Origin of the sequence: Lysinibacillus irui, assembly GCF_028877475.1 — a bacterium.
Taxonomy (GTDB): Bacteria; Bacillota; Bacilli; order Bacillales_A; family Planococcaceae; genus Lysinibacillus; species Lysinibacillus irui.
Genome location: NZ_CP113527.1, coordinates 3,046,603 through 3,071,842 on the forward strand (window position 1 = coordinate 3,046,603; position 25,240 = coordinate 3,071,842).

A 25,240-nucleotide genomic window follows, 5' to 3' on the forward strand; every position below is an offset into this window, starting at 1 on the left:
CATTTAACGAGAAATGCCATGTCTTTTAGGATTGTTGAGATAAATAGTTCACTAATTCTGAAAATGCAACCTTATGCTGCTCACCAGATTCCATATGCTTCACTGCTGCTGCTTGCTCTTCCAGCTCCGTTTCACCAAGGACAATCGTAAACTTCGCCCCTAGGCGGTCCGCTGATTTCATTTGTGCCTTCATTTTTCGATCTAAATAATCCATTTCTGTGGCAAGGCCTTTTGCGCGGAACGTACTAGTTAACTCTACAGCCTTTTGTTTCGCCTCATTGCCCATTGCAATAATATAAACATCTAGTCCAGAAGCCGTATCTAATTCCACACCTTCTGCCTCAAGCGCTAATAATAAGCGTTCAATACTTAGTGCGAATCCAATACCTGGCACATCTGGCCCTCCTATTTCTTGTACGAGACCATTGTAGCGTCCACCACCACAAAGTGTTGTAATAGCACCAAAGCCAGAAGCAGTCGACATAATTTCGAATGTCGTATGATTGTAATAATCAAGTCCACGCACAAGATTTGGATCAACTTCATACGTAATGCCCAATGTATCCAAATACGCTTTCACTTGAGCAAAATAGGCAGCTGAGTCCTTAGTTAGGAAATCTGTCAATGCTGGAGCCGTTTGCATTAATGGATGCTCGCGATCTACCTTGCAATCTAAGATTCGCAATGGATTTTTTTGTAAACGATTTTGACAATCGGAGCAAAACTCCTCTATATGTGGCTCAAAATGTTGTAATAATGCTGTACGATGCGTATCACGAGTTTCTTTGTCACCAAGTGAATTGATGACCAATTTCAAATCCTTTAAGCCCGCTGATTCATAAACATCCATCGCAAGAGCGATAACTTCTGCATCAATGGCAGGATCTGCTGAACCGATTGCCTCTACACCGAATTGCACGAATTGACGGTAGCGACCGGCTTGTTGGCGCTCATAGCGGAACATAGGTCCTAAATAAGAAAGTTTAACAGGTTGGTCTGGGGCACCAAACATTTTATGTTCTACATACGCACGGACAACTCCAGCTGTATTTTCAGGACGCAATGTTAACGAACGCCCCCCGCGATCTTCAAATGTATACATTTCCTTTTGCACAACATCCGTTGTTTCACCAACACCACGTGCAAATAAATCTGTCTGTTCGAAAATCGGTGTACGAATTTCGTTATAGCGATACACACGGCAAATATCACGAATAATCGCTTCAACCTTTTGCCATTTTTCAGATTGACCTGGCAAAATATCTTGTGTTCCTCGTGGCACTTTAAAACTCATGTAATTTCCCTCCTATATTGATTGCTTATGATTGAGCAGCTGTCATTCCACTTGGAGCGGCTTCGAGCTTTCTTTGAGCGCTTTCCTCTCCACTTGGAGCGGCTTCGGTCCTTCTTTGAGCGCTTTCCTCTCCATTTGGAGCGGCTTCCACCCTTGATTAAGCACTCCGCTCACCAGTTGGAGCTATTTTTCTTGCTGTTCAGTGAAGCATCTTCCACATAGCGCAGAATTCACCCCATTTTCAGCAGGGTCGATTGCTTTTTAGACAACAAAAAAGCCCTCGTCTCCTTGCCATTGCAAGGGACGAGAGCTGTATAAGCTTCCGCGGTTCCACCCTAGTTGACACAAAATATAAATCTGTGTCCTCCTCATAATCGGATAACGGCCGATTCCGTTTTTTCCTAGTAGGCATTGCTGCTTTTCAGAAAAAAGCCTCTCAAGTGTTATTCGCATCATACATATTTGTAGGAAAGATTGCAGCCTAAGTCTTCCCCTCTCTTTTCCAATAGAGGTACACGCTACTTGCTTGGTCATAAGCGATTAATCATTTTTCGATTACCCTTTATGTTAGTCACTAGCCAAGCCAATGTCAACTATTTTTATATTTTTCATCAAACAGCAATGAAAATGACAAATTCCATTACCTTTTTACCACGAATTTTTATACAAAAGCATGGTAAAATAGCACAAGGAATAGGAGGAATCTGATGAGGACAAAAATTTTACATAGTATAATGATCTTCATACTAATGGTAACTATTGCGATGCCAAATAAGAACTTTGTTCAAAAAGCTTCCGCAGACACTAGTGATCTAAAAGTCGCTGGAACAATTCTTCATTTACGTGAGGGTCCTGGTTTGTCTTATCCTATCATTACAACATTAGAAGAAGGTGATCCTTTATCCTCAATTGGTCGTGAAGGTGATTGGATTCAAGTAAAAACAGGTAACTACGAAGGATGGGTTGCCTCTTGGCTGACAGCTCCTACAAATGCTAAACAAGCCTTAGATAAAACTGTCATCGCACAAGTTGACCGTTTAAATATTCGAACAGAGCCAGATATCTCATCAGCAGTGCTTGGGCAACTTTCGACGGGCAACCAAGCAAACCTCATTGAAGAAAATAGTGAATGGGCCAAAATTGATTGGAATGGACAAACTGGATGGGTTTCAAAGGATTATGTCACGATAAACGATAATCCTAAAAAAGAAATAGAACCAAAAGAAGATGCAGTAGAAGTAACTACTACTACAACACCAGTAAACAAGGATACTACTTTTACAATCTTAGTGGACGTTCTAAATGTCCGTAAAAAACCTGATTTAAATACTAAAAAAGTTGGTACTGTGACAAAAGGGCAAGCCTTTAAAGTACTGGCTCAAGAGCATAATTGGGTACAAATACAGTACAATGATAAAAAAACAGGATGGGTCTATAGTTTTTACGGTACATTCTCTAATAAAGTGAAGAGTACTTCCAAAACTTCCTCTTCTAAAGAGTTGGAGTCTGTTACGATTATTTATAATGGGACAAACCTACGAACAGATGCGTCAACAGATGCTGAAGTTGTTGAACGTGTCGATGCTGGCATTAATTACCCGATTGTCGGCGTGAAGAATGATTTTTATGAAATACAATTAGATGATGAAAAAACGGCATTTGTCGCGAACTGGGTAGTAACAACAAGTTCAAATAAAGCAACAATACCTCAAAAGGATAAAGAAGAACCTCGTAAAAAAGGAACTTTAAATGGACTGACGATTGTTGTGGATGCAGGACATGGTGGGAATGATCATGGAACAACAGGGCAGCGTGGTACAGAGGAAAAAGGCATTACTTTGAAAACAGCTACTCTACTTGCTTCTAAATTAAGTGCTGCTGGTGCAAATGTGGTCATGACGAGGGAATCAGATGAATATGTAGCTCTACGTAAGCGTGTATCAATTGCCCATCAATATGAGGCAGATGCCTTTATTAGTCTTCATTATGATGCAACAGACGACAGCTCTATTAACGGCTTCACATCCTATTATATGAATAGTAATCAAAAAGGACTTGCTGAAGCGATCCATGATGGCCTTTCAGGTAAATTAGAATTGAGAGATCGTGGGACACAGCAAGGTAACTATTTAGTACTTCGAGAAAATCGTCAAAAGGCTGTACTTATTGAGTTAGGCTTCTTGAGTAATTCAAGCGAGGAGCGAGTCATCACGACAGCAAAGTTCCGTGAGCAGGCCACTCTCGGTATTTATCAAGGTATACTCAACTATTTTAATAAGCAAGAGGAATAAACAAAAAGCTGTGGAAAGAATAATCTTCCACAGCTTTTTTCACGTTTTAAGTGATCCCTATTGCTACTGCAGCAATCAATGCAAGACATGCAATCACTGCCCAACCAAGTATCATCTTCCAAATAAATTTGATCCACTTTTCATATGGGATACCTGCTACAGCTAAATACGCCATTAGCGCAGATGAAGTAGGAATGATAGAATTTGTTAAGGAATCCCCATATTGAAAGGCTAACACAGCCACTTGACGTTCCAATCCTAATAAATCAGTAATTGGAATCATAATTGGCATTGTTGCTGCTGCCTGTCCACTACCTGATGAAATAAATAAATTCAAAAGTGCTTGGATAAATAACATGCCAATTGCGCTAATAGCATGTGGCAAATGGCCAATGGTTTCTGATGCTGCATAAACAATCGTATCAATAATTTTTCCTTGCTCTAACACAACAGTGATTGCACGGGCAAAGCCTACAATTAAGGCACCGAACGTTACAGCTTTTGCCCCATCAATAAAGGAATCAAAAATAGTCGCAGGTTTTAAACCGCCAATTAGCCCCGCAATTAACCCCATAATTAAAAAGGATGCTGTTAATTGTGTTAGGAACCAGCCCCAATTAAAGACACCATAAATATTAAAGCCAATTCCGCAAGCCATCACAATAAATACAAATTTATGCTTACCTGTTAATGTAGGAATGTCAATTTCGGATACAGTAGATTTAGCCTTTTGCTCAATGTCATAAATAACACTTGCTTGTGGATTCTTTTTTACTTTAAAAGCATAGCGAGACACATAAAATATGGCAAAACCTAGAACAAAAATATAGACAACTGCACGGAAACCTATTCCAGAAAATAGCGGTACATCTGCTAATGATTGCGCAACACCTACTGTAAAGGGATTAAGCATACCTCCAAAAAATCCACTGGCTGCACCAAGAGTAATCATAGCTGTCCCTGTTACAGCATCAAAGCCCATTGCACGAGCAATCGCTACACCAATCGGTACGAAAATAATTGTTTCTTCTGCCATCCCCATTGTAAAACCGCCAACAGAGAACAAGATCATCGATAATGGAATGAGTAATTTTTCTCTTCCCTCTAGCGCTTTTACACCTTTATAGACACCAGCTTCAATTGCACCTGTTGAACGGATAATGCCAAAAACACCGCTGACTAAGAAAATGTAGAAAATAATTTGAGCTCCTTTTTCAAGCCCCATTGGAATCGCTGTAAACATTTCGAAAAATGAAACTGGATCACTCTCAATATGATGATAGCTTCCATCTACAACGAGCATTCGCCCTTCCTCATCCTCTACACGGTCAAACTCACCCGCCGGAATAATATAGCTTGCAATACCTGCTAAAAAAATAATAGCAAAAATAATGGTATATGTATGAGGTACTTTGAGCCAACTTCTCTTTTTAACATTCTGTTCATTTTCCATAAATTCACTCTCCTTTTCATAGATTTAGACATCGGAACAATGTTGTCGTTATATGTCGTTAATTGAGAATAAATATACATGAGTTCAAATTTATTGTAAAGTATTAATTTTCTATTATTTCAGAATGTCCAATAGTTTGTTGCCTTATAAAGCTTTCGCGGACGGCCTTGATGATAAGGTTGCTCCTCTCCTACTAACTTAAAGTAATCATGCTCGATTAATCGATTAATAATGCGTTCAGCAGATCGACGTGACAGATTCATATATTGCGCTAATTCCGTAGCTGAAAATGGGCGATTATTAGTAACTGTGATAAATTGCTTCATAACATTTAAATTTTTAGCACTCATTTTCACCTTTTCAGCCATCTCTAAAATGGCTTTATGATGGCTACTTAATGCAATTTGATTATTATGTTCAAATAATTGTTCATGTAACTTATTCTCTGCATCTACTAAACAAATGACGGTCGATGCATCTCTCCATTTGGACGTGAAAAATAAAGCTTGGGAAGAATGAGTTTCTGCTTCATGTAATGAATATCCATAGCCAATGCCAATCGTAAAAGTGGTTTTAAATTGTCGTTCACACTGTTCAATTAATGATCTTAAATAAGCAGGTTCAAGTTGTTCAATTACCCCTCTAGTAGAAATGATTAAATAAGGCTCCTGTTGGGCTTGCGTGATCCTTGCCTGAAAACGCTTGCAAATATTTTCTAACGACTTTACAAATAGTTGTTGTTCATCCATCAACTTTTGTTTACTACAAATAGAAACGACAGCTATTTGCGACGAAGTCAACATTGTATGCTGATAAGCTTCAAGCGCTGAATTAATTGTCATTATGAATGTTTGTTTGCTTTCAACCATGTACTTCGAAGGTATACCTAATCTTTGTAACTCAACAAAAACTGCGTGTAAACTAGTAAGCGCTAAAGTGGTTTTCCCTGCTTTATATAATTCCTTATGAAAGTAAATAAAATCATTCACATTGAGCTTTGTGATTTTTTCTGGTTGATCATAAACCCATTCGTAATCTTTTACATAGACGTCAGTAGATGGAATACCGGCTTCCATCATTACCTGATGAAGACTATTCTGCTTAGGTACATCGATCGATAGCTGGGATAAATCCACCTTTTCATGATGTTGTAAGGATAATAACGATAGTGCTAGTGTCAATTCATCAAAAGGGATAAACACTGCTTGGATGTGAGATGCTTTTATTTTTTCATAGCAGTAATAATAGGGAATCGATCCAGCAAATAGTAATATATCCGAACAAGATGCAGCTTCATCAAAAAGATTTACACATTGATCTGGTGAAGTATAGGGAAAATGAATAAATTGTACTTGTGGAAACAACGTGAAATGTTCTTTTATATTATTCCAGAAAAATAATGAACCTAGAATCCCTATTGTTTTCAAAATGCTCAGCTCCTTTAATACGCACAATATTCCGATAATTTTAATCATTATACCGTAAATATATAAAAAAAGAACCTTCTATCAACTATTATGTTGAGAAGGTTCATACATACTTATTTTCTTGTAGCTTCCAGCGTTACCCATACAATCTCCTCCATTGGAATGAAGTAAGGCGTACGACTAATCTCTAGGATTAAATGGTCAGGTAGTATGGATAATAAAATACCTTGCTGAATATTTTTTTCTGTTTGCACGACAACTGCCTGACCAATCATCATTTTAAAAGTTTCGTATAAATATGGATTGGATATACTCCCCATCTGTGCCATGTGTAGACACCCCTTCCTATAAAACTAACCATACTCTTTAGTATATGAAGGAATTATAGGAAATGTACCATTATTTTGATTCTAGAAGTATTGTGACTGGACCATCATTAATTAGTGCAACATCCATCATCGCACCAAAAACACCTGTTTCCACATGTAAGCCATGCTCTCGCAGTGCTTGATTAAAAGCTTCCCACAACGGTTCGGCTACTTCTGGTCTAGCTGCACTTGTGAAACTTGGTCGATTCCCTTTTTTGGCATCCCCATATAACGTAAATTGTGAGACGGACAAAATAGCACCTCCATGCTCTAAAATGGAATGGTTCATTTTGCCATCAGCATCTTCCCAAAGGCGTAAATTGGCTATTTTTTTCGCTAAATAAAGGACATCCTCCTGTGAATCTTCATGTGTAATACCCACTAGAAGAACGTAGCCACTATCAATTGCTCCTGTGACAGCTCCGTCTACTGTTACAGAGGCAGCTTTACTGCGCTGTAATACTACTTTCATGCATTAAAACCCCAATTCTATGTTGTTGCTTACCATTAATTAATGACCCGTTGCACCGAATAAATATCAGGTGTTTGTTTAATTCGTTCCACAACTTTATGCAAATGAGAAATATTTGAGATCGAAATAGTTAAATGAATTGTCGCCATCTTATCGCGATCAGCACGACCACTGACTGCTAAAATATTCGTTTTTGTTTCACTAACAATTTGCATGATCTCATTTAAAATACCTGGTCTATCGAAAGCTGATACTTCGATATCGACTGGATATTCTTTTTTCTCTGGAATGACACCATGCTCCCATTCCACCTCAATTAAGCGCTCCTGCTCATCCTCGATTTGAATATTTGGACAGTCCGCACGGTGCACAGACACACCTCTCCCCTTTGTGATAAAGCCTACAATTTCATCTCCAGGAACAGGTGTACAACAACGTGAAAGTCGAATAAGCATATTATCAATGCCCTTTACAATGACACCAGATTCCGTACGTTTTTGCGGAATTGGATTTTTCATTTTTTGTTCGATTTTCTCTAAAGCTTCTTCCTGCTCACGCTCTTTACGGCGTTTTTCCGCTAAACGATTGACTACTTGCTGTGCTGTTATACCGTTTACACCAACTGCCGCATACAAGTCTTCTTCGTTCGTATAATTAAATTTATCACACACTCGTTTGAGGTTTTCTGATGACATTGTTTCCTTTAAATCGAAATCCTGTGCACGGATTTCTTTTTCGATCATCTCTTTACCTTTGATAATATTCTCTTCACGTAGATGTCGTTTAAAGAATTGCTTAATCTTATTTTTCGCCTGGGAGGATTGCGCTATCTTTAACCAATCGCGGCTCGGGCCAAAGGATTGCTTAGAAGTTAAAATTTCAATGATATCTCCCGTTTTTAGTGGTGTATCAAGAGGTACCATTTTCCCATTAATTTTGGCTCCAATCGTACGATTTCCGACTTCAGAATGGACACGATACGCGAAATCGATCGGCACAGAACCAGCTGGCAATTCAATGACATCGCCCTCAGGTGTAAAGACGTACACCATATCGGAAAATAAATCAAACTTTAAGGATTCCATAAACTCTTCTGCGTTGGAAGATTCATTTTGGAATTCTAAAATTTCACGGAACCATGTTAGCTTTTGGTCGACATTTTGCTTTTGATGGTCGACCTTTTTGCCTTCTTTATACGCCCAGTGTGCAGCAATCCCGTACTCTGCAATCTTGTGCATTTCCTTTGTGCGAATCTGCACCTCTAGTGGATCACCATAGGGTCCAATAACAGTTGTATGCAAAGATTGATACAGGTTTTGTTTTGGCATGGCAATATAATCTTTAAAACGGCCTGGCATCGGTTTCCATAATGTATGCACAATACCTAAGACGGCATAGCAATCTTTAATACTATCTACAAGTACACGAATGGCTAGCAAATCATAAATTTCATTAAATTGTTTCTTTTGTAGCACCATTTTTCGATAAATACTATATATGTGCTTTGGACGACCATAGACATCTGCTTCGATTTCTACCTCATTCAGCTGTGACTTCATCTCAGCCATGACATTCTCTAAATAAGCCTCACGTTCATCACGCTTTTTCTTCATCAAACTGACAATACGATAATATTGCTGTGGGTTTAAATAGCGAAGTGCTGTATCTTCAAGCTCCCATTTGACTGTTGAAATTCCTAGGCGATGTGCGAGTGGTGCAAAGATCTCTAATGTCTCTTTGGAAATACGTCGTTGCTTTTCAGCAGGTAAATGCTTAAGTGTACGCATATTATGAAGACGGTCTGCTAGCTTGATTAAGATGACACGGATATCCTGTGCCATCGCTACAAACATTTTCCGATGATTCTCTGCTTGCTGCGCCTCTTTAGATAAATATTTAATTTTCCCCAGTTTAGTAACACCATCAACTAGCACTGCTACTTCCTCGCCAAATTCCCGTACCAAATCATCCCGCGTAAAATCTGTATCTTCGACAACATCATGTAAAAAACCTGCCGCTACAGTTTCCGGGTCCATTTGTAATTCAGCTAAAATACCTGCTACTTGTACTGGGTGAATAATATACGGTTCACCAGAGCTACGGAATTGCTCAATATGAGCATCCCTTGCTAATTCATATGCTTTTTTCACGAATGCGACATTTTCATCATTCATGTAGGATTTGACTAACTCAAAAACGTCCTCAGGAGTCAAAATTTGCTCTTTCGCCATAACATGTCCACCTTGCTCGTCAAATTTTTCAGATTAGATATAAACTTAATTGTATAAAATATTATGGTCTATTGTAAAGAGACTGTATCATTTAGTTTAGTTAATCTCGTGAACAGCTTGAAAAATGGAAAAAATAATCTCTTTTTTAATAAAAAAGACCCTTGTGACGATATGCGCCACAAAGGGTCCTTGTTTCGACAAGAGGATTAGTGTAATTGGTTGTAAGCTACAGCAATTTTCGCGCCTACTACTGCATTGTTTTTCACTAATGCAATGTTGGCATCAAGACTTTTACCTTCTGTCAATTCTTTCACTTTACCTAGTAAGAATGGTGTAACGTTTTTACCTTGAATACCATTTTCTTCAGCTTCTACTAAAGCTTTTTCAATAATGTTAGTAATAAATGTATGCTCTAATGCTTCAGCTTGAGGAATTGGATTTGCAATAACAGCGCCGCCTTTTAATCCTAATTGCCATTTCGCAGATAGCATTGCAGCAATTTCTTCTGGCGTATCCAATTGGAAGTTTACATCAAAGCCACTTTGACGTGTATAGAATGCTGGCAGTTCATCTGTTCCGTAACCTACAACAGGCACACCTTTTGTTTCAAGGTATTCTAGTGTAAGACCGATATCTAAAATAGATTTTGCTCCTGCACAGATAACAGCAACATTTGTTTGTGCTAATTCCTCTAAGTCTGCAGAGATATCCATTGTTGTTTCAGCACCACGGTGAACACCGCCAATACCTCCAGTAACAAAGATTTCAATGCCTGCAAGCTCTGCACAGATCATCGTAGCTGCAACTGTAGTAGCACCTAATTTTTTCGTTGCAAGTAGGTAACCTAAATCACGGCGAGATGCTTTTGCAACACCTTGTGCATTCCCGAACATTTCAAGTTCTTCATCAGATAGACCAATTTTAATTTTTCCATCAATTAACGCAATTGTTGCAGGTACTGCTCCGTTATCACGAATAATTTGCTCTACCTCACGCGCAGTTTGCACGTTTTGTGGGTATGGCATACCGTGTGAAATAATTGTTGATTCTAATGCAACGATTGGTAGACCTTTTGCTTGTCCTGCTTTTACTTCTTCTGATAATACGATGAATTCTTTCATGTTGTTATTCCTCCATTTCACTTGTTAACAAATCTACGGATAATTCTGGTCTTACTGTATAGGGAGATGCCAAAGTATTTTTAGCATTTGTTAAGCCAGCATCAATGCTTGTCGCAAAGGATTGTCCTGTCAACCAGCTATGTATGACTGCGCTGACAAAGGCATCTCCTGCTCCTGTAACATCTTCAATTTTTTCTATCACTTTGGCAGCAAAATGACTTGGAGCAATGGTAGTAGATGCTGCATATACACCCTTGCTGCCTGCTGTAATAATGACATGTTCGGCACCTAGCTGCAGGAGCTGTTGTAAAGCTTTTTCATAATGGGTAGCGTTTTCAATTTTATGTCCAACAATTGTTTCCGCTTCATCCGTGTTACAAATAAACCATGTTACTCCTTGTAATGTTTCAGGTAGTCGATTCATTTTCGGTGAAGATACCGGCACAATGACAAGTGGGATATTACGAGCAACGGCTACTTGTTGGATATAGGCTACTGTTTCTTTTGGACAATTTAAATCCAGAATAAAGCAGCCTGCGTTGACTAACATTGTTTCATGCTTTTTCAATAAGCTAGGTACTAGTAGATCATACACTTCCATATTGGCTACAGCTAATGCTAGCTCCCCTTGCTCATCCATAATGGCTGTATAAGAACCCGTTGAAGCCTCTGCTAGCTGCTCCACATAACGTAGGTTCATAAAGGATTCCGAAGCTTCTTGGATGACTTGCCAATCAGCATCTTTCCCAGCCGTTGTCAGCAATGTCACTTGATGGTTTAATCTGCCTAAATTTTCAGCAATGTTTCTACCAACACCACCAACACTAAAAGAAGAGCTAGCAGGGTTAGATGTCCCAAATTGAACATTGCCTTTCACGTGGAATTTTCGGTCTAAATTGGCTCCCCCGATGCAAATAATTTCATTTTCCTCGGGTAAAATATATGCACGACCTACAATTTTTCCTTGCTTTGTTAAACTAGACACTAAATTAGCAAGCACTGGACGTGAAAGATTCATTGCATCTGCCATCTCTTGCTGAGACATAAACGGATTTTGGCGAATTAAAGCAAGCACCGCCTGTTCTCTTTCATTCATAGCATCACCTTTTATTATATTTGTTTACATTATAAACTTTTGTTTGATTCATGTCAAAGGATTTTAAAAAAAGTTGAACCTGTTATGTTGAGGTTCAACTTTTTTCGTTTATTATACATGCTGTGGTGTTTGTTTTTTGACAATGATAACGAACAGGCTAGCCATGGCACAGAATATACCCGCAAGGAAAAAAGCCCATGTATAGGAATTAAAAAATTGATAGATCAATCCACCACCATATGCAGCAACAGCAGCTCCTGCTTGATGTGAGGCAAATATCCATCCGTAAATAATACTACTTTTTTGCATACCAAAAATTTGTCGTGTAATACTGATCGTTGGTGGTACTGTGGCAATCCAATCGAGTCCATAAAAGATAGTGAATATCGTCAGTAAAATAACAGAACCTTGTGATAATGCATAAGGGAGTAATAATAAGGAAGCTCCCCGTAACAAGTAATACCAAAATAACAGCCAACGATTATCGAAGCGATCTGATAGCCAGCCTGAGGCAGTCGTCCCTAGTAAGTTAAACACACCCATAAATGATAAGAGTGATGCAGCGGTGACTAAAGGAACGCCAAAACTAATACAATACGAAACAAAATGAGTCCCGATCAAGCCGCTCGTTGAAAGTCCACATATAAAGAAGCTTCCTGCTAATAGCCAAAAGGCTTTAATCTTAACCGCCTCTAGTAAACCGTTAAACGCAATATGAATCGGATTTTTCTTCTGCTGCACTGTCTGTTCTTCAATAAACTCCTCTTGTCCATATGGGTTTAGCCCCACATCCTGAGGCTTATTTTTAATAAAAATAGCAATCAAGGTGAACATCAACGTACTTAGAAGAAGAATTAACCCCATTGCCCAGCGCCAAGAATAATGTTCAATGATCATGGCTAGCACTGGTAGTAGAATTAATTGTCCTGTAGCTGTACTAGCCGTTAATATACCAACTGCTAACCCCCTGCGTTTGACAAACCAATGATTAGCTACATAGGGACTAAGGACCGTTAAAAAAAGGCTTGCACCAAGGCCGATGATGCCACCCCAAATCACAATTAACTGCCATGATTGATTCATCAAAAATGTCAAAGTGATCCCTACAATTAACGTAGCCATCGCGCTTAGCATCATTTTCTTTAAGCCAATAACTTCAAGCAATGCCGCCATAAATGGCCCTGATATACCATATAAAAATAGACTTATGGCGAAGGCTAGGGCAATAGTTGACCGCTCCCATTGAAATTCCTTTTCAAGAGGATTGATAAAAACGCCAGAGGATGACAATGTAATACCTGCCACAATAATCGAGAAAAATGTGACAACTAAAATAAACCAGCTATAATGAACACGCTTCATCCAAACACCTACTTTTCATATGAGTGGCACTAAAAACATGTATATACATGTTTTTATGGTAGTAAAAAAATAACATTCTCTAATGGGATAGGTGAAAAAAGGCTTTCCATTCTATGCTACTTACTTGCCGCTTCAGCCCGCTAGTTGGAAAGCTAAAGAAAACCCTTGTGAACTAGCGTTAGACATAAGGTACATCGTAGGCTCCATGAAAAGGACGCAGCCCCCCTTGCCATAGGTTCTTTTTCATGTCCTACCAATTATATGTATATACATGTACAATGATAATAACTGCCGCTCATATAGCTGTCAAGAAGTAATTTCCACCTCTAAGGTGTATACTTACAATTAGTAGAATCCCTTAAAAGGAGTACTGACCATGAAGAACCAACTAAAAAATATTGATTATACGCAAATATGTGTTTGTGCGAACCTTCGAAAAAAAACGAGGGCTGTCACACAATTATATGATAAGCTGCTACAGCCTACTGGATTAAAGGTAACACAATATTCAATGCTTGCACACATTGACCTTCAGCAAGCTGTCTCGATTAGCCGTCTAGGTGAAATTTTACAACTCGATCAAACTACGGTGACACGTAACATAAATCTCTTAAAGCAACATGGCTATGTGGAATTAAAGCGAGACACAAACGATGCCCGTACGAAACAGATTACACTTACTGAAAAAGGGTTAGAAAAGTTGCATGAAGCTGCTCCCATTTGGCAAGCAATTCAAGATAGAATTATTGAGGATATCGGGATTGAAAAATATGCAGATTTCTACGATACATTGCGAACAATGCAAAAAATCATCCAATCCTATGAGGAGGAATAAAAAAAGCGCCCCATTGTTTTTAGGGCGCTTTCTTCTTGCTCTTAGTATTGAATAAGTGTCTTAATATTTAAATCGCCAAGTTTAGCACGACCATTTAATTCTAAAAGTTCGATTAAAAATGCACAACCTACTACCTGACCACCTAATTGTTCTACTAAGCGAACTGTTGCTTCCACAGTACCACCAGTTGCTAGTAAGTCATCACAGATTAAAACTTTTTGACCCGGCTTAATCGCATCATGATGCATTGTTAATGTATCTTTGCCATATTCAAGACCATAGTCAGCACTAATGACCTCACGCGGTAATTTACCAGGTTTACGAACAGGGGCAAAGCCGATTTCAAGTGCATAGGCAACTGGGCAACCGATAATAAAACCACGAGCCTCAGGACCTACTACAATTTCAGCTCCTACTTCTTTGGCGTATTCTACAATTTGATCTGTTGCATATTTGTATGCAGCTCCATTGTCCATAATTGTCGTAATATCTCTGAAGATAATGCCCTCTTTCGGCCAGTTTTCAACCGTAGTGACGTATTGCTTTAAATCCATGTTATTGCTCCTCCTACGAAACATTTTTCGTCTAGTCATGTATTCGTTCATCAAACCATTGTTTTAATTCTATATAAGGAGCGTAGACAAGCTTTTGCTCCATTTCAATCTGTTCTGAACGTTGTTTGTAAGACGGTGCCTCTGTTAGTGCCTGTTTTGGGGCATTCACGTTGACAGTCGTCAGTCCACTCTCCATTTTAACAAAACCAAGCTCAAAAAACACCTGTGTCATAAATTTTAATGCATCTAATGGCCATCCTGTATGCTTCGCTAAATCAGCTATGTGCATATCAAGCGGAAATGCTGGTCGATTTTTCAGGAATTTATAAAACCAAGCAAATTGCTCTCGTGTAGGTAAACCACTGAAATATTGTGAATCTGGCATATAAAAGTGCGCATAAATTCGTGAAGGCTTCGTTTTCTGTAATACTTCTTCTAATCTTTGAACATTTTGTGGCAAATCTAAAAGCACAATATAATCACTTTGATCAACATTTGAAAGTGTAGGGTCCACTACTGTAATAGGTACACCAATCAATGACTGATAATAGGTCATCGTTTCAGGACGAAAGGCTATAAACATCGCCTCATCCTTCGGCACTGTATTAAGCCAACGAGCTGTTTGACGGATTCCACGGATATCAAATAGCTGCCATTCTGTTGTTTGGACATCTTCAATCATAAATTGAGCTTTTTTTCGCCCTTGCCATTCGTTAATTTGTAAATCACCTATAAAGGAAACTTTGATGCCATACGTTAGCTCATCATGTAAATGACCTTTATTAAAACCGACACTATCTAATTTGTCATAGCCATTCGTTAATTCCATTTTAATATGATTTTCTGCTGCACCAATTTTACGCATGGATGAAATTTCTACATCCTCCAGTACATAAATAGGCTTTGGAAAATCAGTTCCAAATGGGCCAAGTGCTGAAATTTCTTCGATAGCATCTGCTGAAATTTCATCAATACTTAGTGGTATATCAATATGGACAATAGGGGTTAAGTGCTCCTCTGTTAAACAGGCCCTTGCTTGAGCATCTAAACGTCTACGTAGTTCATCAACATGCTCTAACGATAAGGTCATTCCTGCTGCCATGGGATGTCCACCAAAGTGAGGCAAAATATCCCGATTTTTTGCTAGTTCGTTATATAAATGGAAGCCTTCAATGCTTCGGGCGGAACCTTTAGCTATCCCTTTATCAGGATCGAGTGAAAGGACAATGGTTGGACGGTAATATAACTCCACAAGACGAGAAGCAACGATGCCCACAACCCCTGCATTCCAGCCTTCCCCTGCCACAACAAGAACTAAGGAATTGCCAATCGTTTCATCGGCTTCGATAAGGGCGATAGCTTCATCTGTAATGCTTTTCACAATATCTTTTCGTTCTGTATTGCAAGCATTTAACTGTTTTGCCAGCGCAGCTGCCTTGGCATTGTCCTCAGCCATTAATAACTCGACTCCTGGAGCTGCTTCTCCGAGTCGACCAACAGCATTTAATCGAGGGCCAAAATAAAAGCCAATCGTTTCTTCAGAAATTTTTGCCTGCTCTGTACTCGCTATGTCACACATTGCTTGTACCCACGGACTAAGGGAGCGACGCATTTCCTGAATACCCCGTTTGACCAGATAGCGATTTTCATCTACTAGCGGCACTAAATCTGCTACAGTGCCAATCGCAACAAATTCAATTAAGTGGATGGGTAGCTCTCCATATAGAGCATGTGCTAGCTTAAAGGCTACACCTACTCCAGCTAACTCTCCGAACGGATAATGCCCTTCTGGTAATCGCGGGTGAAGAATAATATCTGCTGGCGGTAGCTCCTCCCCAGGTTCATGGTGATCAGTCACAATAACATCCATGCCAAGCTCTTTCGCTACTCGGATAGGTTCAATTCCTGAGATCCCATTATCCACTGTAATGATTAATTGTACCCCTTCTTCATAGGCTTCTCGAAATAGAGCCTCATGTGGTCCATACCCATGGATAAAACGATTTGGGATTTTAAAAGATACATCGGCACCAAGATCCAATAACACATTTAGCATGACAGTCGTACTTGTCACACCATCCGCATCGTAATCGCCATAGACTAATATTTTCTCACCATTTTCTAGTGCTTGCTCAATTCGCGCCACCGCTTCAGCCATGCCATGCATGAGAAATGGATCATGAATATTTGCTTCGGTCATATTTAATAAGCTTTCTGCGTCAGCGGTTGTTTCACAGCCACGTGCTGCTAAAATTTTTGCTGCAATCGCAGAAAGTTGTAAGTCATTTTGTAATGTTTGGACAAGTGTGGCATCTGGACGCTCCACCTGCCATCTTTTTTTCGATAGGATCATCTTCTCACTTCCTTACGAAAGCTATTATACCGAAATTCGATTGGTTACGCACTATCCATTAGATTGATAGTTTTACCATCCATTCGAGATGTATATCCATCACTTTTCCTTAACTATGCTTCAAATTAAATATTCACTCCCAAGCAAAAAGCCTACTCTTTTAAAGAGTAGACTTCGCTAGTATACCTTTAGAAGCAGCTATTAATGCTTCCACTGTTGCTATATCTCCATCATGCAGGGCCGTTACAATGGCGCTCCCGACAATAACCCCATCCCCTAATGCCCCCATCTTTTTGACGTGCTCAGGTGTCGAAATACCAAAGCCCGCCAGCACTGGGATTGGACTTGCCTGACGTAGACCTGCAAAATGATGTTCTAAATTATTAGCAAAATGAGACCTTGCTCCCGTAATACCATTAACGGTTACTGCATAAACAAAGCCCTGACTAGCAGCTGCAATACGGGCAATTCGATCTGGAGGGCTAGTTAAAGAAACGAGTTGAATCACATCAATACGATGAGGGTTTAATGTTTCACGTAGCAGTGCACTTTCTTCTAATGGGACATCTGGTACAATTAACCCTTTTACTCCTGCTGCTACACAGTCTTTGGCAAAGGTCTCTAAGCCATAAGCTAACACTGGATTGAAATAAGTCATGACCACTAGAGGCACCGTTATCTCCTCTCTAAATGAAGCGAGCGTTTGCAACACTTTCTTTAATGTCACACCAGCTGCCAGTGCGCGTTCTCCTGCACGCTCAATCGCCGTTCCATCCGCTACAGGATCTGTAAAGGGAATACCTACTTCAATCGCTGTCACACCGAGCTGTTGAAAAGTTAAAATCGTCGGCTTGATTGTTTCTAGCCCCCCATCACCTGCCATCATATAGGGGATAAAAGCTTTATTTCCTGTAGCCTTTGCTTGTTCAATTGCTTGTTTTAGTGTCGTCATTTAGCATCCCCTCCTAGTACCGCTCGAACTGTGTGAACATCTTTATCTCCACGACCAGATAAGCATACAACTATAATAGAATCCTTCGGCATTGTCTTAGCAAGCTTTGCTGTATAAGCAATGGCGTGGGAACTTTCAAGTGCAGGAAGAATGCCCTCTGTTCGACTTAACAATTGCAAGCCCTCTAGTGCCTCATCATCTGTAATGGAGTCAAATTGAGCTCGGCCAATATCATGTAAATAACAATGTTCGGGCCCTTTCCCTGGATAATCCAATCCGGCTGAAATAGAATGTGCTTCTTGAACAAAGCCATTTTCATCCTGTAATAAATACATATAAGCACCATGTAACACCCCTTGCTGTCCACCGGCAATGGCCGCTGCATGCTTTCCAGTATCAAGACCACTCCCTGCCGCCTCAACACCATATAGGGCTACTGATTCATCATCAACGAATGGATGAAACATACCTATAGCATTACTGCCACCGCCAATACAAGCAACTACTACATCTGGTAAACGTCCCTCTTTTTGCAAAATTTGCTTTCTTGTTTCAACGCCGATTACACGCTGGAAATCCCGAACAATTTTAGGAAATGGATGAGGGCCTAATGCAGAACCTAAAATATAATGCGTATCCTCAACATTTGTCACCCAATAGCGCAATGCTGCATTCACCGCATCCTTTAAGGTTTTAGAACCACTTTCCACCGACTCGACCTTCGTGCCAAGAAGCTCCATGCGAAACACATTTAGCTGTTGGCGTTTGATATCCTCTGCCCCCATAAAAACAACACATTCTAGATTTAGTAAGGCACAAGCAGTAGCAGTTGCCACCCCATGCTGTCCTGCACCTGTTTCGGCAACAATTTTCTTTTTACCCATACGTTTAGCAAGTAGCGCTTGCCCTATGGCATTGTTTATTTTATGAGCCCCTGTATGGTTTAAATCTTCACGCTTTAAATAGACCTTTGCGCCACCTAGCTCCTTCGTTAAATTTTCAGCATAATAGAGAGGGGTTTCTCGTCCAACATACTCCTGTAAATAATAGGTAAGCTCCTCTGTAAAAGTTGCATCTTTTAATGCATCATCATAGGCGGTTTCTAATTCTAGTAATGCGGTCATTAAAGTTTCTGGCACAAACTGACCACCAAATCGGCCGAAACGTCCTTCCTTTGTCGGTACACTATTTGCAATTGAAATCCCCATTAGATGATCCCCCTCTTTACTGTCTTTAAAAATTCCTGTATTTTTGCAGAATTCTTCATTCCATCTGTTTCCACACCACTCGAAACATCCACCATAAAAGGGGCTACCGTTGTGATGGCCTCTTCAATATTGTCCACGTTGAGACCACCAGCTAATAGTAATTTTTCTCGTGGGATACCTACCTCCTCCAGTAGGCTCCAGTCAAAAGTATGGCCACTGCCACCTTTAAAATCTGTCCCAGGTGCATCGAATAAATAATAATCTACCTGATAATCAGCTGCAGCTTGAATATCCTCTTTGCCTCGTACCGACAATGCCTTAATAGCTGGATAACCTTGTTCTTGAATAAATGCGGGCGTTTCTTCTCCATGATATTGCACATAGTCTAATGGCACACGTTCTACCGCTTCCTTTAGTTCAGCTGCAGACGGATTGACAAAGACACCAATTTTTAATACCCCTTGAGGTACTTCGTTCGCTAAAAGCTGAGCTTGCTCAATAGTTACGCGACGTTTGCTCGGTGCGAAAACAAAACCAATGGCATCTGCACCAGCCTGAATAGCTGTTATGACATGTTCTTGTTTTTGAAATCCACAGATTTTAACTTTTGTCATACAGAAGCCCCTCCTTTCGTACTTGAAAACATTGTAGTGCCTGCCCAGCATCTCCACTGCGCATTAATGCCTCCCCTACAAGAATTCCACTAGCCCCCATGGCTGCAACTTGTTGTGCATCTTCCTGTGACCAAATACCGCTTTCACTTATTAATACACGGTTTTCATTAAATGGAAAAGCGTCAGCAATTTCTTGTGTACGTTGTAAACTGACCTCAAACGTGCGTAAATCTCGATTATTAACACCAATCAACTTTGCATCTACTGCAAGTGCACGGTCGAGCTCCTCTCTATCGTGCACTTCCACTAAAACCTCTAAGCCTAACCCAGTTGCGTAGCTATATAAATCTCGTAAAGATTCGTCTGTCAAAGCAGCTACAATTAATAAAATAATGGATGCTCCTGCTGCCTTCGCAAATCGAATCTGCACCCTATCAATCATGAAATCCTTACATAGTAGAGGGATATTCACAACACTAGCAACCGCTGCTAAATCGTCAAAAGAGCCTTTGAAAAATTCTTTATCGGTTAAGACAGAAATGGCGGCTGCTCCTGCTTGTGCATAGATTTGTCCTTGGGCAACTGGATTTGCCCCTTCTGCAATTAGCCCCTTGGAAGGAGAAGCACGTTTCATTTCAGCAATGACTTGTAACGTATTCGCCTGTCGTAGCGAATCAAATAACGATGGACGTGTCTTTTCTGTATAACTTGCTAGAGGATCAGGTTGCTCTAATAAAGCATCTACTTCTATCCTCTTTTGCTGTAGAATTTTGTTAAGTATATTCATAAACCTACCTCCACTTTTTTTATTTGCTCGCTAAAGGTAACTACCGCTTCCAATTTTTGAAGTGCTCGCCCACTAAAAATACTTTCCTTTGCCATGGCTACCCCTTCTTTAATCGTTTCTGCTTGACCATAGCCAAATAAGCCAATACCTGTATTGAATAACACAGTATCTAAATAGGCACTCTGCTCCCCAGCTAATAGTTTTCTCATGAGTACAGCATTTTCATCTGCATTGCCACCTCTGATTGCCTCTAACGGTGCAAATGGGAGACCAACATCTTCTGCTGTTAAGGAAAAAGGAATTAAATCCCCTTTATCTACTAAAACTAGCGTATTTTGACCCGCTAACGAAGCTTCATCTAAGCCTTGTGGTCCTGATACGACAATGGCTCGTTCACGCCCAAGCATTTGTAAAACAGAAGCATATTCCATTACAAAATTAGGTCGGTTAATTCCCGTGAACTGTGTTGACAATGGGACTGGATTTGTTAAAGGTCCAACAAGATTAAAGATTGTTGGTTTCCCTATTGAACGGCGAACCTCCCCAATCCGCTTTAATTTTGGATGAACATTTGGCGCATAGAGAAAGGCGATTCCTTCTTTCTCCAATAACTCAATAGTTTGCGGAATAGAAATAGCTGTATGAATACCTAATGCCTCCAATACATCGGAACTGCCCGAGGAAGATGATATTTTGCGGTTTCCATGCTTGGCTATTTTGACGCCTGCTCCAGCTAGTACAAAAGCGGAAGCTGTACTGATATTAAAAGTATGAAGTCCATCACCGCCAGTACCGCAATTATCCATATAGCCACTAGCTTGTATGGCTACCTCACGTGCAAAAGACCGCATAATTGTTGCTAATGCTGCTACCTCATGCGCCGTTTCTCCCTTTACTGATAAAGCTGTTAAAAAGCATGCCATTTGGTCTTTAGGTGTCTGATCATCAAATAACCATTGTGCCGCCTTCAGCATTTCCTCATACATTAAGTGTTCGCCTTGCAACACTTTTTGTTGTAATTGTTCCATTAATCCTGCCCTCCATTGTTCGTCAGTAACTGTAAAAATGCCTCTTGTTCCTCTTTCACTCGATCTAATACTTTCTGCACGTCTGTATATTTCGTCACGGTGATGGTCGTTTGCATATTCATGGATTCATGATCAGCTACAATGGACTGTCCTGTTAAGGCAAAATCTAAATGTCCATTAAATCCAATAAAGCCTAGAGCTCCACCAAAATTGGACCTTTTTTTAATAGATCGTGCTATCTGTTCATTTGGAAATCCCACAGTCGAAAATGTTGGCAATGTTGCTGCTAATACGTCAAGCGCATGAAGCATAGGTAAAAGCTGCCCCTCCACCGTTGATGTCATATGCAATGCCTGTTTCGATTCCTCAATACGCATGGCATCAATAATTTGAACAGAGTCTCTGAAGCAAACAGACTGTAAATCTTGTTGAACTGTACGAACAAGAAGCGCATGTGATTTTCTAATGGCCGAATGATCGTATAATTTGCGCTCATTTTCTAGGTCTTCACTTTTTGTCTCCCCTCCTGGATATGTCCCCTCCATAGGTGTTGCAATGACTTTATCTCCTTTGACACGTATCAGACTTTCAGGGGAAGTTCCTAATACAACATAATCATCGAATTCTATATAATACATATAGGCTGCTGGCTTCATTTTACGTAGCTGTCGGTATAAGGTAAACGCATGCCCCTGAAAGTTTGCTACATATTGCTTGGGCAGTACAACCCGTGAGATATCATTAGTTAAACTTTCTTGTATTGTCTGTAAATCTTTTGCGAATTGTACATAGGACATCCTCTCGAGTCCATGATACCGAGAAGTTGCTTCATCACTTACATGTCCGTTTAACAATTGTTGTGCCAATTCTTCTAAACTAGGTTGTTGTTTTTCCGCATCAATATTTGTATGAATTAATGTCACTTCATCGGTTAGATGATCAAACACAATAATTGTTTCATACACATGAAAATGGGCCTCAAGCATTTCTACTTGATTGTCGTTGAACACCTTTGTTCCACTATGACCTATAAAACCAACAGCCCCTCCAGAGAATGGAAATTGTGTCGTATTGGTAATGCGTGGCATTAGTCGTTTAAGTAGGACAAAGAGGTTTCCTTTATGCACATATGTTTTTCCAGTTTCATGGGAAATCTCCTGAATTTCTTGGCCCATTCCTTTATAAGTCTTTCTTGGATTCGCTCCAATAAATGAAAATCTTCCTGCTCCCTCATGCTGGGAGGAGCTCTCCAGCAAAAATTTATGTGTACCCTGTAACCGTCTAAAAATCAAAATAGGTGTTAAAGAATCGCCATTAATGGTTTTCATTTTTGTCCTAGAACTCATTGTTTGCATAGCTATTAAACTCCTTTTTAAAGATTCTTTTTCACTGTTTAGTCGAATGCTGAATCAAATAAAAAAGCCCTCTGCAAAAAGGATTAATCCTAATTGCAGAGGACGATCATGACCGCGTTGCCACCTCATATTAGAGCATTTGCTCTCACCTTTGTGCTTTCCAGCTCTGTTTTACATATGGAAAAGCACCCCTATAACGTGGGGAATCACGTTCGCTGTTTATTAGCGACTCTCATAAGTCCATTCACATAAGCTGTAAATCAGTTTACACCAACCACTGACTCTCTACATTACAGGACTTATGTTACTACTCTTATTCAACAATTTCTCAGCTATTCTCATCTAAACTCAGCTCATCTGTTCTTAGGCTGACCTCGCTCCCGAAGCCTTCTACCTGATCCGAACAAAAAGTTAGCCTTAATTCTATGCCAAAGCAATATAATTGTCAATAAATTCTGAAGAAAAAGTGGTGATACATGCTTTTTGAGTAGACCTTTATAGTGGGTATATTCTCCTTTTAAATACCCTTTAATAGGGAAGTTGATTTCCTACTATTGAATATTTTCTTAGTATTGACCATGTAAATATATCAAGTTATAGTAATTTCAGAACATTATTTTTTCCATATAATTAAAGAAAGTAGGAACGTATATGACCGTTCGCAAAAAACTAAATCTTGGCTTTATTTCTTTAACATGTTTACTTTTCATTTCAAGCATCCTATCATTTCTTCAATTTAAAACAACACAAAATGATTTAGAGGAAGTCTTGAATCATCGTATTGTTCAAATTCAATTAACCGAGAAAATACAGCAAGAACTTGCATCTCAAGGATTGTTTTTACGGTCTTATATTTTAAATAATAAGGATGAAACTGCTAAAGCCAACTTAGAGCGCTATGAAAAGCTATTACCTGAAACCGTAAAAGAACTATCTACCATTGTCCGCTCTGATTATACGAAAAACATTATGCAGCAAATCACAGAATTGCAAAATGAATTATTAGCAAATTCAGCAAAAGCACAGCAAGCGTTTAATAACGGTAAAACGGATTTGGCACTTACATACATAAATGTCGATGTTACAAAATACAATAAGGAAATTTTTAAGCTAACGAAAGACTTATTAGAATATCATGATCAACAGCTTCAAAAGGTTGATCGTGATGTTAATCAAACCGTTTCTAGCGCAATAATTATTGCCATTAGCCTCCTCATTGCTAGTGTAGTAATCGGTTTATATTTTATGTACTTTATTAAAAATAGCATTGTTATGCCACTTCGGAAGGTCATAAATGCAGCAGATACATTAGCGCAAGGAGATTTAACGATTGCTGAGCTTAACCATCAAGCAAAGGATGAGATTGGCACACTAGCAAATGCAGTCAATTCATTAAAACAAAATCTCGCTGGATTGATGACAAACATTCAAGATAGTGCATCCCATCTATCAGCTGTCTCTGAAGAGCTTTCAGCTAGTACAGAGGAAGTGACGGCAACATCGGATGATATTGCCCAAAGAATTCAAGAAAACGCAACACATATCAATTCATCTGCTAGTGCTTCACAGCAAAGTGCGGTAGCTATGGATGAAACGGCCGCTGGTGTCCAACGCATTGCGGAAGCAACGCAAAGCCTCCATCAAAATGCAGAAAGTATGACGAAACTTGCCCATACAGGTGGAGCAACTATTTCAACAGCGAAAGACCAAATGGATAGGATTTCAGAGGCTACTACAGAGATTGCTCAATTAACTCAAAAATTAAGTAAGCAATCTGAAGAAATCGGTCAAATTACAACAGTCATCACAGCCATATCAGAACAAACCAATTTACTAGCACTCAATGCTGCTATTGAAGCTGCAAGAGCTGGTGAGCATGGTAAAGGGTTTGCAGTGGTAGCTGATGAAGTGCGTAAACTGGCTGAGGAATCGAATCAATCTGCCAATCAAATCGTTGCTATTACAAAAGAAATTCTGACAGATACACGCAATGTTGCAGCTGCGGTTGATAACGGCTTAGCATCTGTAAAGGATGGCGTAGTTAAAATTCATGAGGCTGGAGATGCATTTTACTCTATTACTTCAGCCGTTGCAGCCTTTACCGAGCAAATTGAAGAAATTTCTGCTACATCAGAAGAAATTTCAGCAAGTGCCGAGCAGGTCTCGGCGTCTGTCACGGAAATAGCCAATGTCTCGAATCTGTCAGCAAGCAATTCACAATTGATTGCAGAATCTGTAGACGAGCAGGTTGCAACAATGCAGCAAGTAAATGCTGTTGCGGAGGAATTAAGCCAAAATGCGCAACAGCTCCAAGAATTACTTCAACAATTTAAATTATAAACATATACGAAAATCTGCTACCTTTTAAAAAGGTAGCAGATTTTTTTGCATAGAAAAAGCAGAGAATAGAAACTAAATTGTTTTCTATTCCCTGCTCAC

At 39.6% G+C, this 25,240-nt stretch carries 21 protein-coding genes and 2 other annotated features; of the genes, 3 read left to right on the top strand and 18 right to left on the bottom strand.

Going from position 1 to position 25,240, the window contains the following annotated elements; genetic code table 11:
* Positions 1–25: 25 nt before the first annotated feature.
* Positions 26–1,294, bottom strand: coding sequence for a histidine--tRNA ligase (gene hisS, locus OU989_RS15420; protein ID WP_274793894.1), 1,269 nt, complete (start codon positions 1,292–1,294; stop codon positions 26–28).
* Positions 1,295–1,336: 42 nt separating this feature from the next.
* Positions 1,337–1,459 carry a hypothetical protein gene (locus OU989_RS15425; protein ID WP_274793895.1) on the bottom strand — a complete coding sequence of 41 codons (123 nt, stop codon included), beginning with the start codon at positions 1,457–1,459 and terminating at the stop codon, positions 1,337–1,339.
* A 131-nt stretch (positions 1,460–1,590) separates the two neighbouring features.
* Positions 1,591–1,837, bottom strand: a binding site (T-box leader).
* 164 nt (positions 1,838–2,001) lie between these two features.
* Here OU989_RS15425 and OU989_RS15430 point away from each other — a divergent pair.
* On the top strand, positions 2,002–3,585 hold the full coding sequence (locus OU989_RS15430; RefSeq protein ID WP_274793896.1) for an N-acetylmuramoyl-L-alanine amidase family protein: 1,584 nt from the start codon (positions 2,002–2,004) through the stop codon (positions 3,583–3,585).
* A 46-nt stretch (positions 3,586–3,631) separates the two neighbouring features.
* On the opposite strand, the gene OU989_RS15435 is transcribed toward OU989_RS15430, so the two are convergent.
* From OU989_RS15435 to OU989_RS15470, 8 genes are all read right to left on the bottom strand, one after another.
* On the bottom strand, positions 3,632–5,038 hold the full coding sequence (locus OU989_RS15435) for a YfcC family protein (protein WP_274793897.1): 1,407 nt from the start codon (positions 5,036–5,038) through the stop codon (positions 3,632–3,634).
* A 119-nt stretch (positions 5,039–5,157) separates the two neighbouring features.
* Positions 5,158–6,465, bottom strand: coding sequence for a MarR family transcriptional regulator (locus OU989_RS15440; RefSeq protein ID WP_274793898.1), 1,308 nt, complete (start codon positions 6,463–6,465; stop codon positions 5,158–5,160).
* Between the two features lie 113 nt (positions 6,466–6,578).
* Positions 6,579–6,794, bottom strand: a complete 216-nt coding sequence (locus OU989_RS15445; RefSeq protein WP_274793899.1) for a DUF2642 domain-containing protein — start codon at positions 6,792–6,794, stop codon at positions 6,579–6,581.
* Positions 6,795–6,864: 70 nt separating this feature from the next.
* Entirely contained in the window at positions 6,865–7,305 is a 441-nt protein-coding gene (gene dtd, locus OU989_RS15450; protein WP_274793901.1) for a D-aminoacyl-tRNA deacylase, read from the bottom strand.
* 35 nt (positions 7,306–7,340) lie between these two features.
* Positions 7,341–9,536, bottom strand: coding sequence for a RelA/SpoT family protein (locus OU989_RS15455; RefSeq protein ID WP_274793902.1), 2,196 nt, complete (start codon positions 9,534–9,536; stop codon positions 7,341–7,343).
* A gap of 206 nt (positions 9,537–9,742) precedes the next feature.
* Positions 9,743–10,657 carry a pseudouridine-5'-phosphate glycosidase gene (locus OU989_RS15460; RefSeq protein ID WP_274793903.1) on the bottom strand — a complete coding sequence of 305 codons (915 nt, stop codon included), beginning with the start codon at positions 10,655–10,657 and terminating at the stop codon, positions 9,743–9,745.
* 4 nt (positions 10,658–10,661) lie between these two features.
* Positions 10,662–11,753, bottom strand: coding sequence for a carbohydrate kinase (locus OU989_RS15465; RefSeq protein WP_274793904.1), 1,092 nt, complete (start codon positions 11,751–11,753; stop codon positions 10,662–10,664).
* A gap of 111 nt (positions 11,754–11,864) precedes the next feature.
* Positions 11,865–13,115: an MFS transporter gene (locus OU989_RS15470; RefSeq protein ID WP_274793905.1), complete on the bottom strand. Its 1,251-nt coding sequence runs from the start codon at positions 13,113–13,115 to the stop codon at positions 11,865–11,867.
* Between the two features lie 376 nt (positions 13,116–13,491).
* Here OU989_RS15470 and OU989_RS15475 point away from each other — a divergent pair, with 376 nt between their 5' ends.
* Positions 13,492–13,950, top strand: coding sequence for a MarR family winged helix-turn-helix transcriptional regulator (locus OU989_RS15475; RefSeq protein ID WP_274793906.1), 459 nt, complete (start codon positions 13,492–13,494; stop codon positions 13,948–13,950).
* A 41-nt stretch (positions 13,951–13,991) separates the two neighbouring features.
* Here the strand turns inward: OU989_RS15475 and OU989_RS15480 are convergent, their stop codons facing one another.
* From OU989_RS15480 to OU989_RS15515, 8 genes are all read right to left on the bottom strand, one after another.
* Positions 13,992–14,504, bottom strand: a complete 513-nt coding sequence (locus tag OU989_RS15480; protein ID WP_274793907.1) for an adenine phosphoribosyltransferase — start codon at positions 14,502–14,504, stop codon at positions 13,992–13,994.
* A gap of 31 nt (positions 14,505–14,535) precedes the next feature.
* The gene (recJ, locus tag OU989_RS15485) at positions 14,536–16,857 is read right to left on the bottom strand and encodes a single-stranded-DNA-specific exonuclease RecJ (RefSeq protein WP_274793908.1); all 2,322 of its coding nucleotides are present in this window, start codon (positions 16,855–16,857) and stop codon (positions 14,536–14,538) included.
* A 160-nt stretch (positions 16,858–17,017) separates the two neighbouring features.
* Positions 17,018–17,809, bottom strand: coding sequence for a tryptophan synthase subunit alpha (gene trpA / locus OU989_RS15490; protein ID WP_274793909.1), 792 nt, complete (start codon positions 17,807–17,809; stop codon positions 17,018–17,020).
* Positions 17,806–19,017 carry a tryptophan synthase subunit beta gene (trpB, locus tag OU989_RS15495; protein WP_274793910.1) on the bottom strand — a complete coding sequence of 404 codons (1,212 nt, stop codon included), beginning with the start codon at positions 19,015–19,017 and terminating at the stop codon, positions 17,806–17,808. Before trpB ends, trpA begins: the two co-directional genes overlap by 4 nt.
* Positions 19,017–19,631, bottom strand: a complete 615-nt coding sequence (locus OU989_RS15500; protein WP_274793911.1) for a phosphoribosylanthranilate isomerase — start codon at positions 19,629–19,631, stop codon at positions 19,017–19,019. Before OU989_RS15500 ends, trpB begins: the two co-directional genes overlap by 1 nt.
* Positions 19,618–20,418, bottom strand: a complete 801-nt coding sequence (trpC, locus tag OU989_RS15505) for an indole-3-glycerol phosphate synthase TrpC (protein WP_274793912.1) — start codon at positions 20,416–20,418, stop codon at positions 19,618–19,620. Before trpC ends, OU989_RS15500 begins: the two co-directional genes overlap by 14 nt.
* A complete protein-coding gene (gene trpD, locus OU989_RS15510; RefSeq protein ID WP_274793913.1) occupies positions 20,415–21,446 on the bottom strand; it encodes an anthranilate phosphoribosyltransferase in 1,032 nt (343 codons plus the stop codon). The genes trpC and trpD overlap by 4 nt, the downstream gene beginning before the upstream one ends.
* Positions 21,446–22,801, bottom strand: a complete 1,356-nt coding sequence (locus OU989_RS15515) for a chorismate-binding protein (RefSeq protein ID WP_274793914.1) — start codon at positions 22,799–22,801, stop codon at positions 21,446–21,448. The genes trpD and OU989_RS15515 overlap by 1 nt, the downstream gene beginning before the upstream one ends.
* A gap of 95 nt (positions 22,802–22,896) precedes the next feature.
* Positions 22,897–23,131, bottom strand: a binding site (T-box leader).
* A gap of 321 nt (positions 23,132–23,452) precedes the next feature.
* Here OU989_RS15515 and OU989_RS15520 point away from each other — a divergent pair.
* The gene (locus OU989_RS15520; protein ID WP_274793915.1) at positions 23,453–25,141 is read left to right on the top strand and encodes a methyl-accepting chemotaxis protein; all 1,689 of its coding nucleotides are present in this window, start codon (positions 23,453–23,455) and stop codon (positions 25,139–25,141) included.
* Positions 25,142–25,240: the final 99 nt, after the last annotated feature.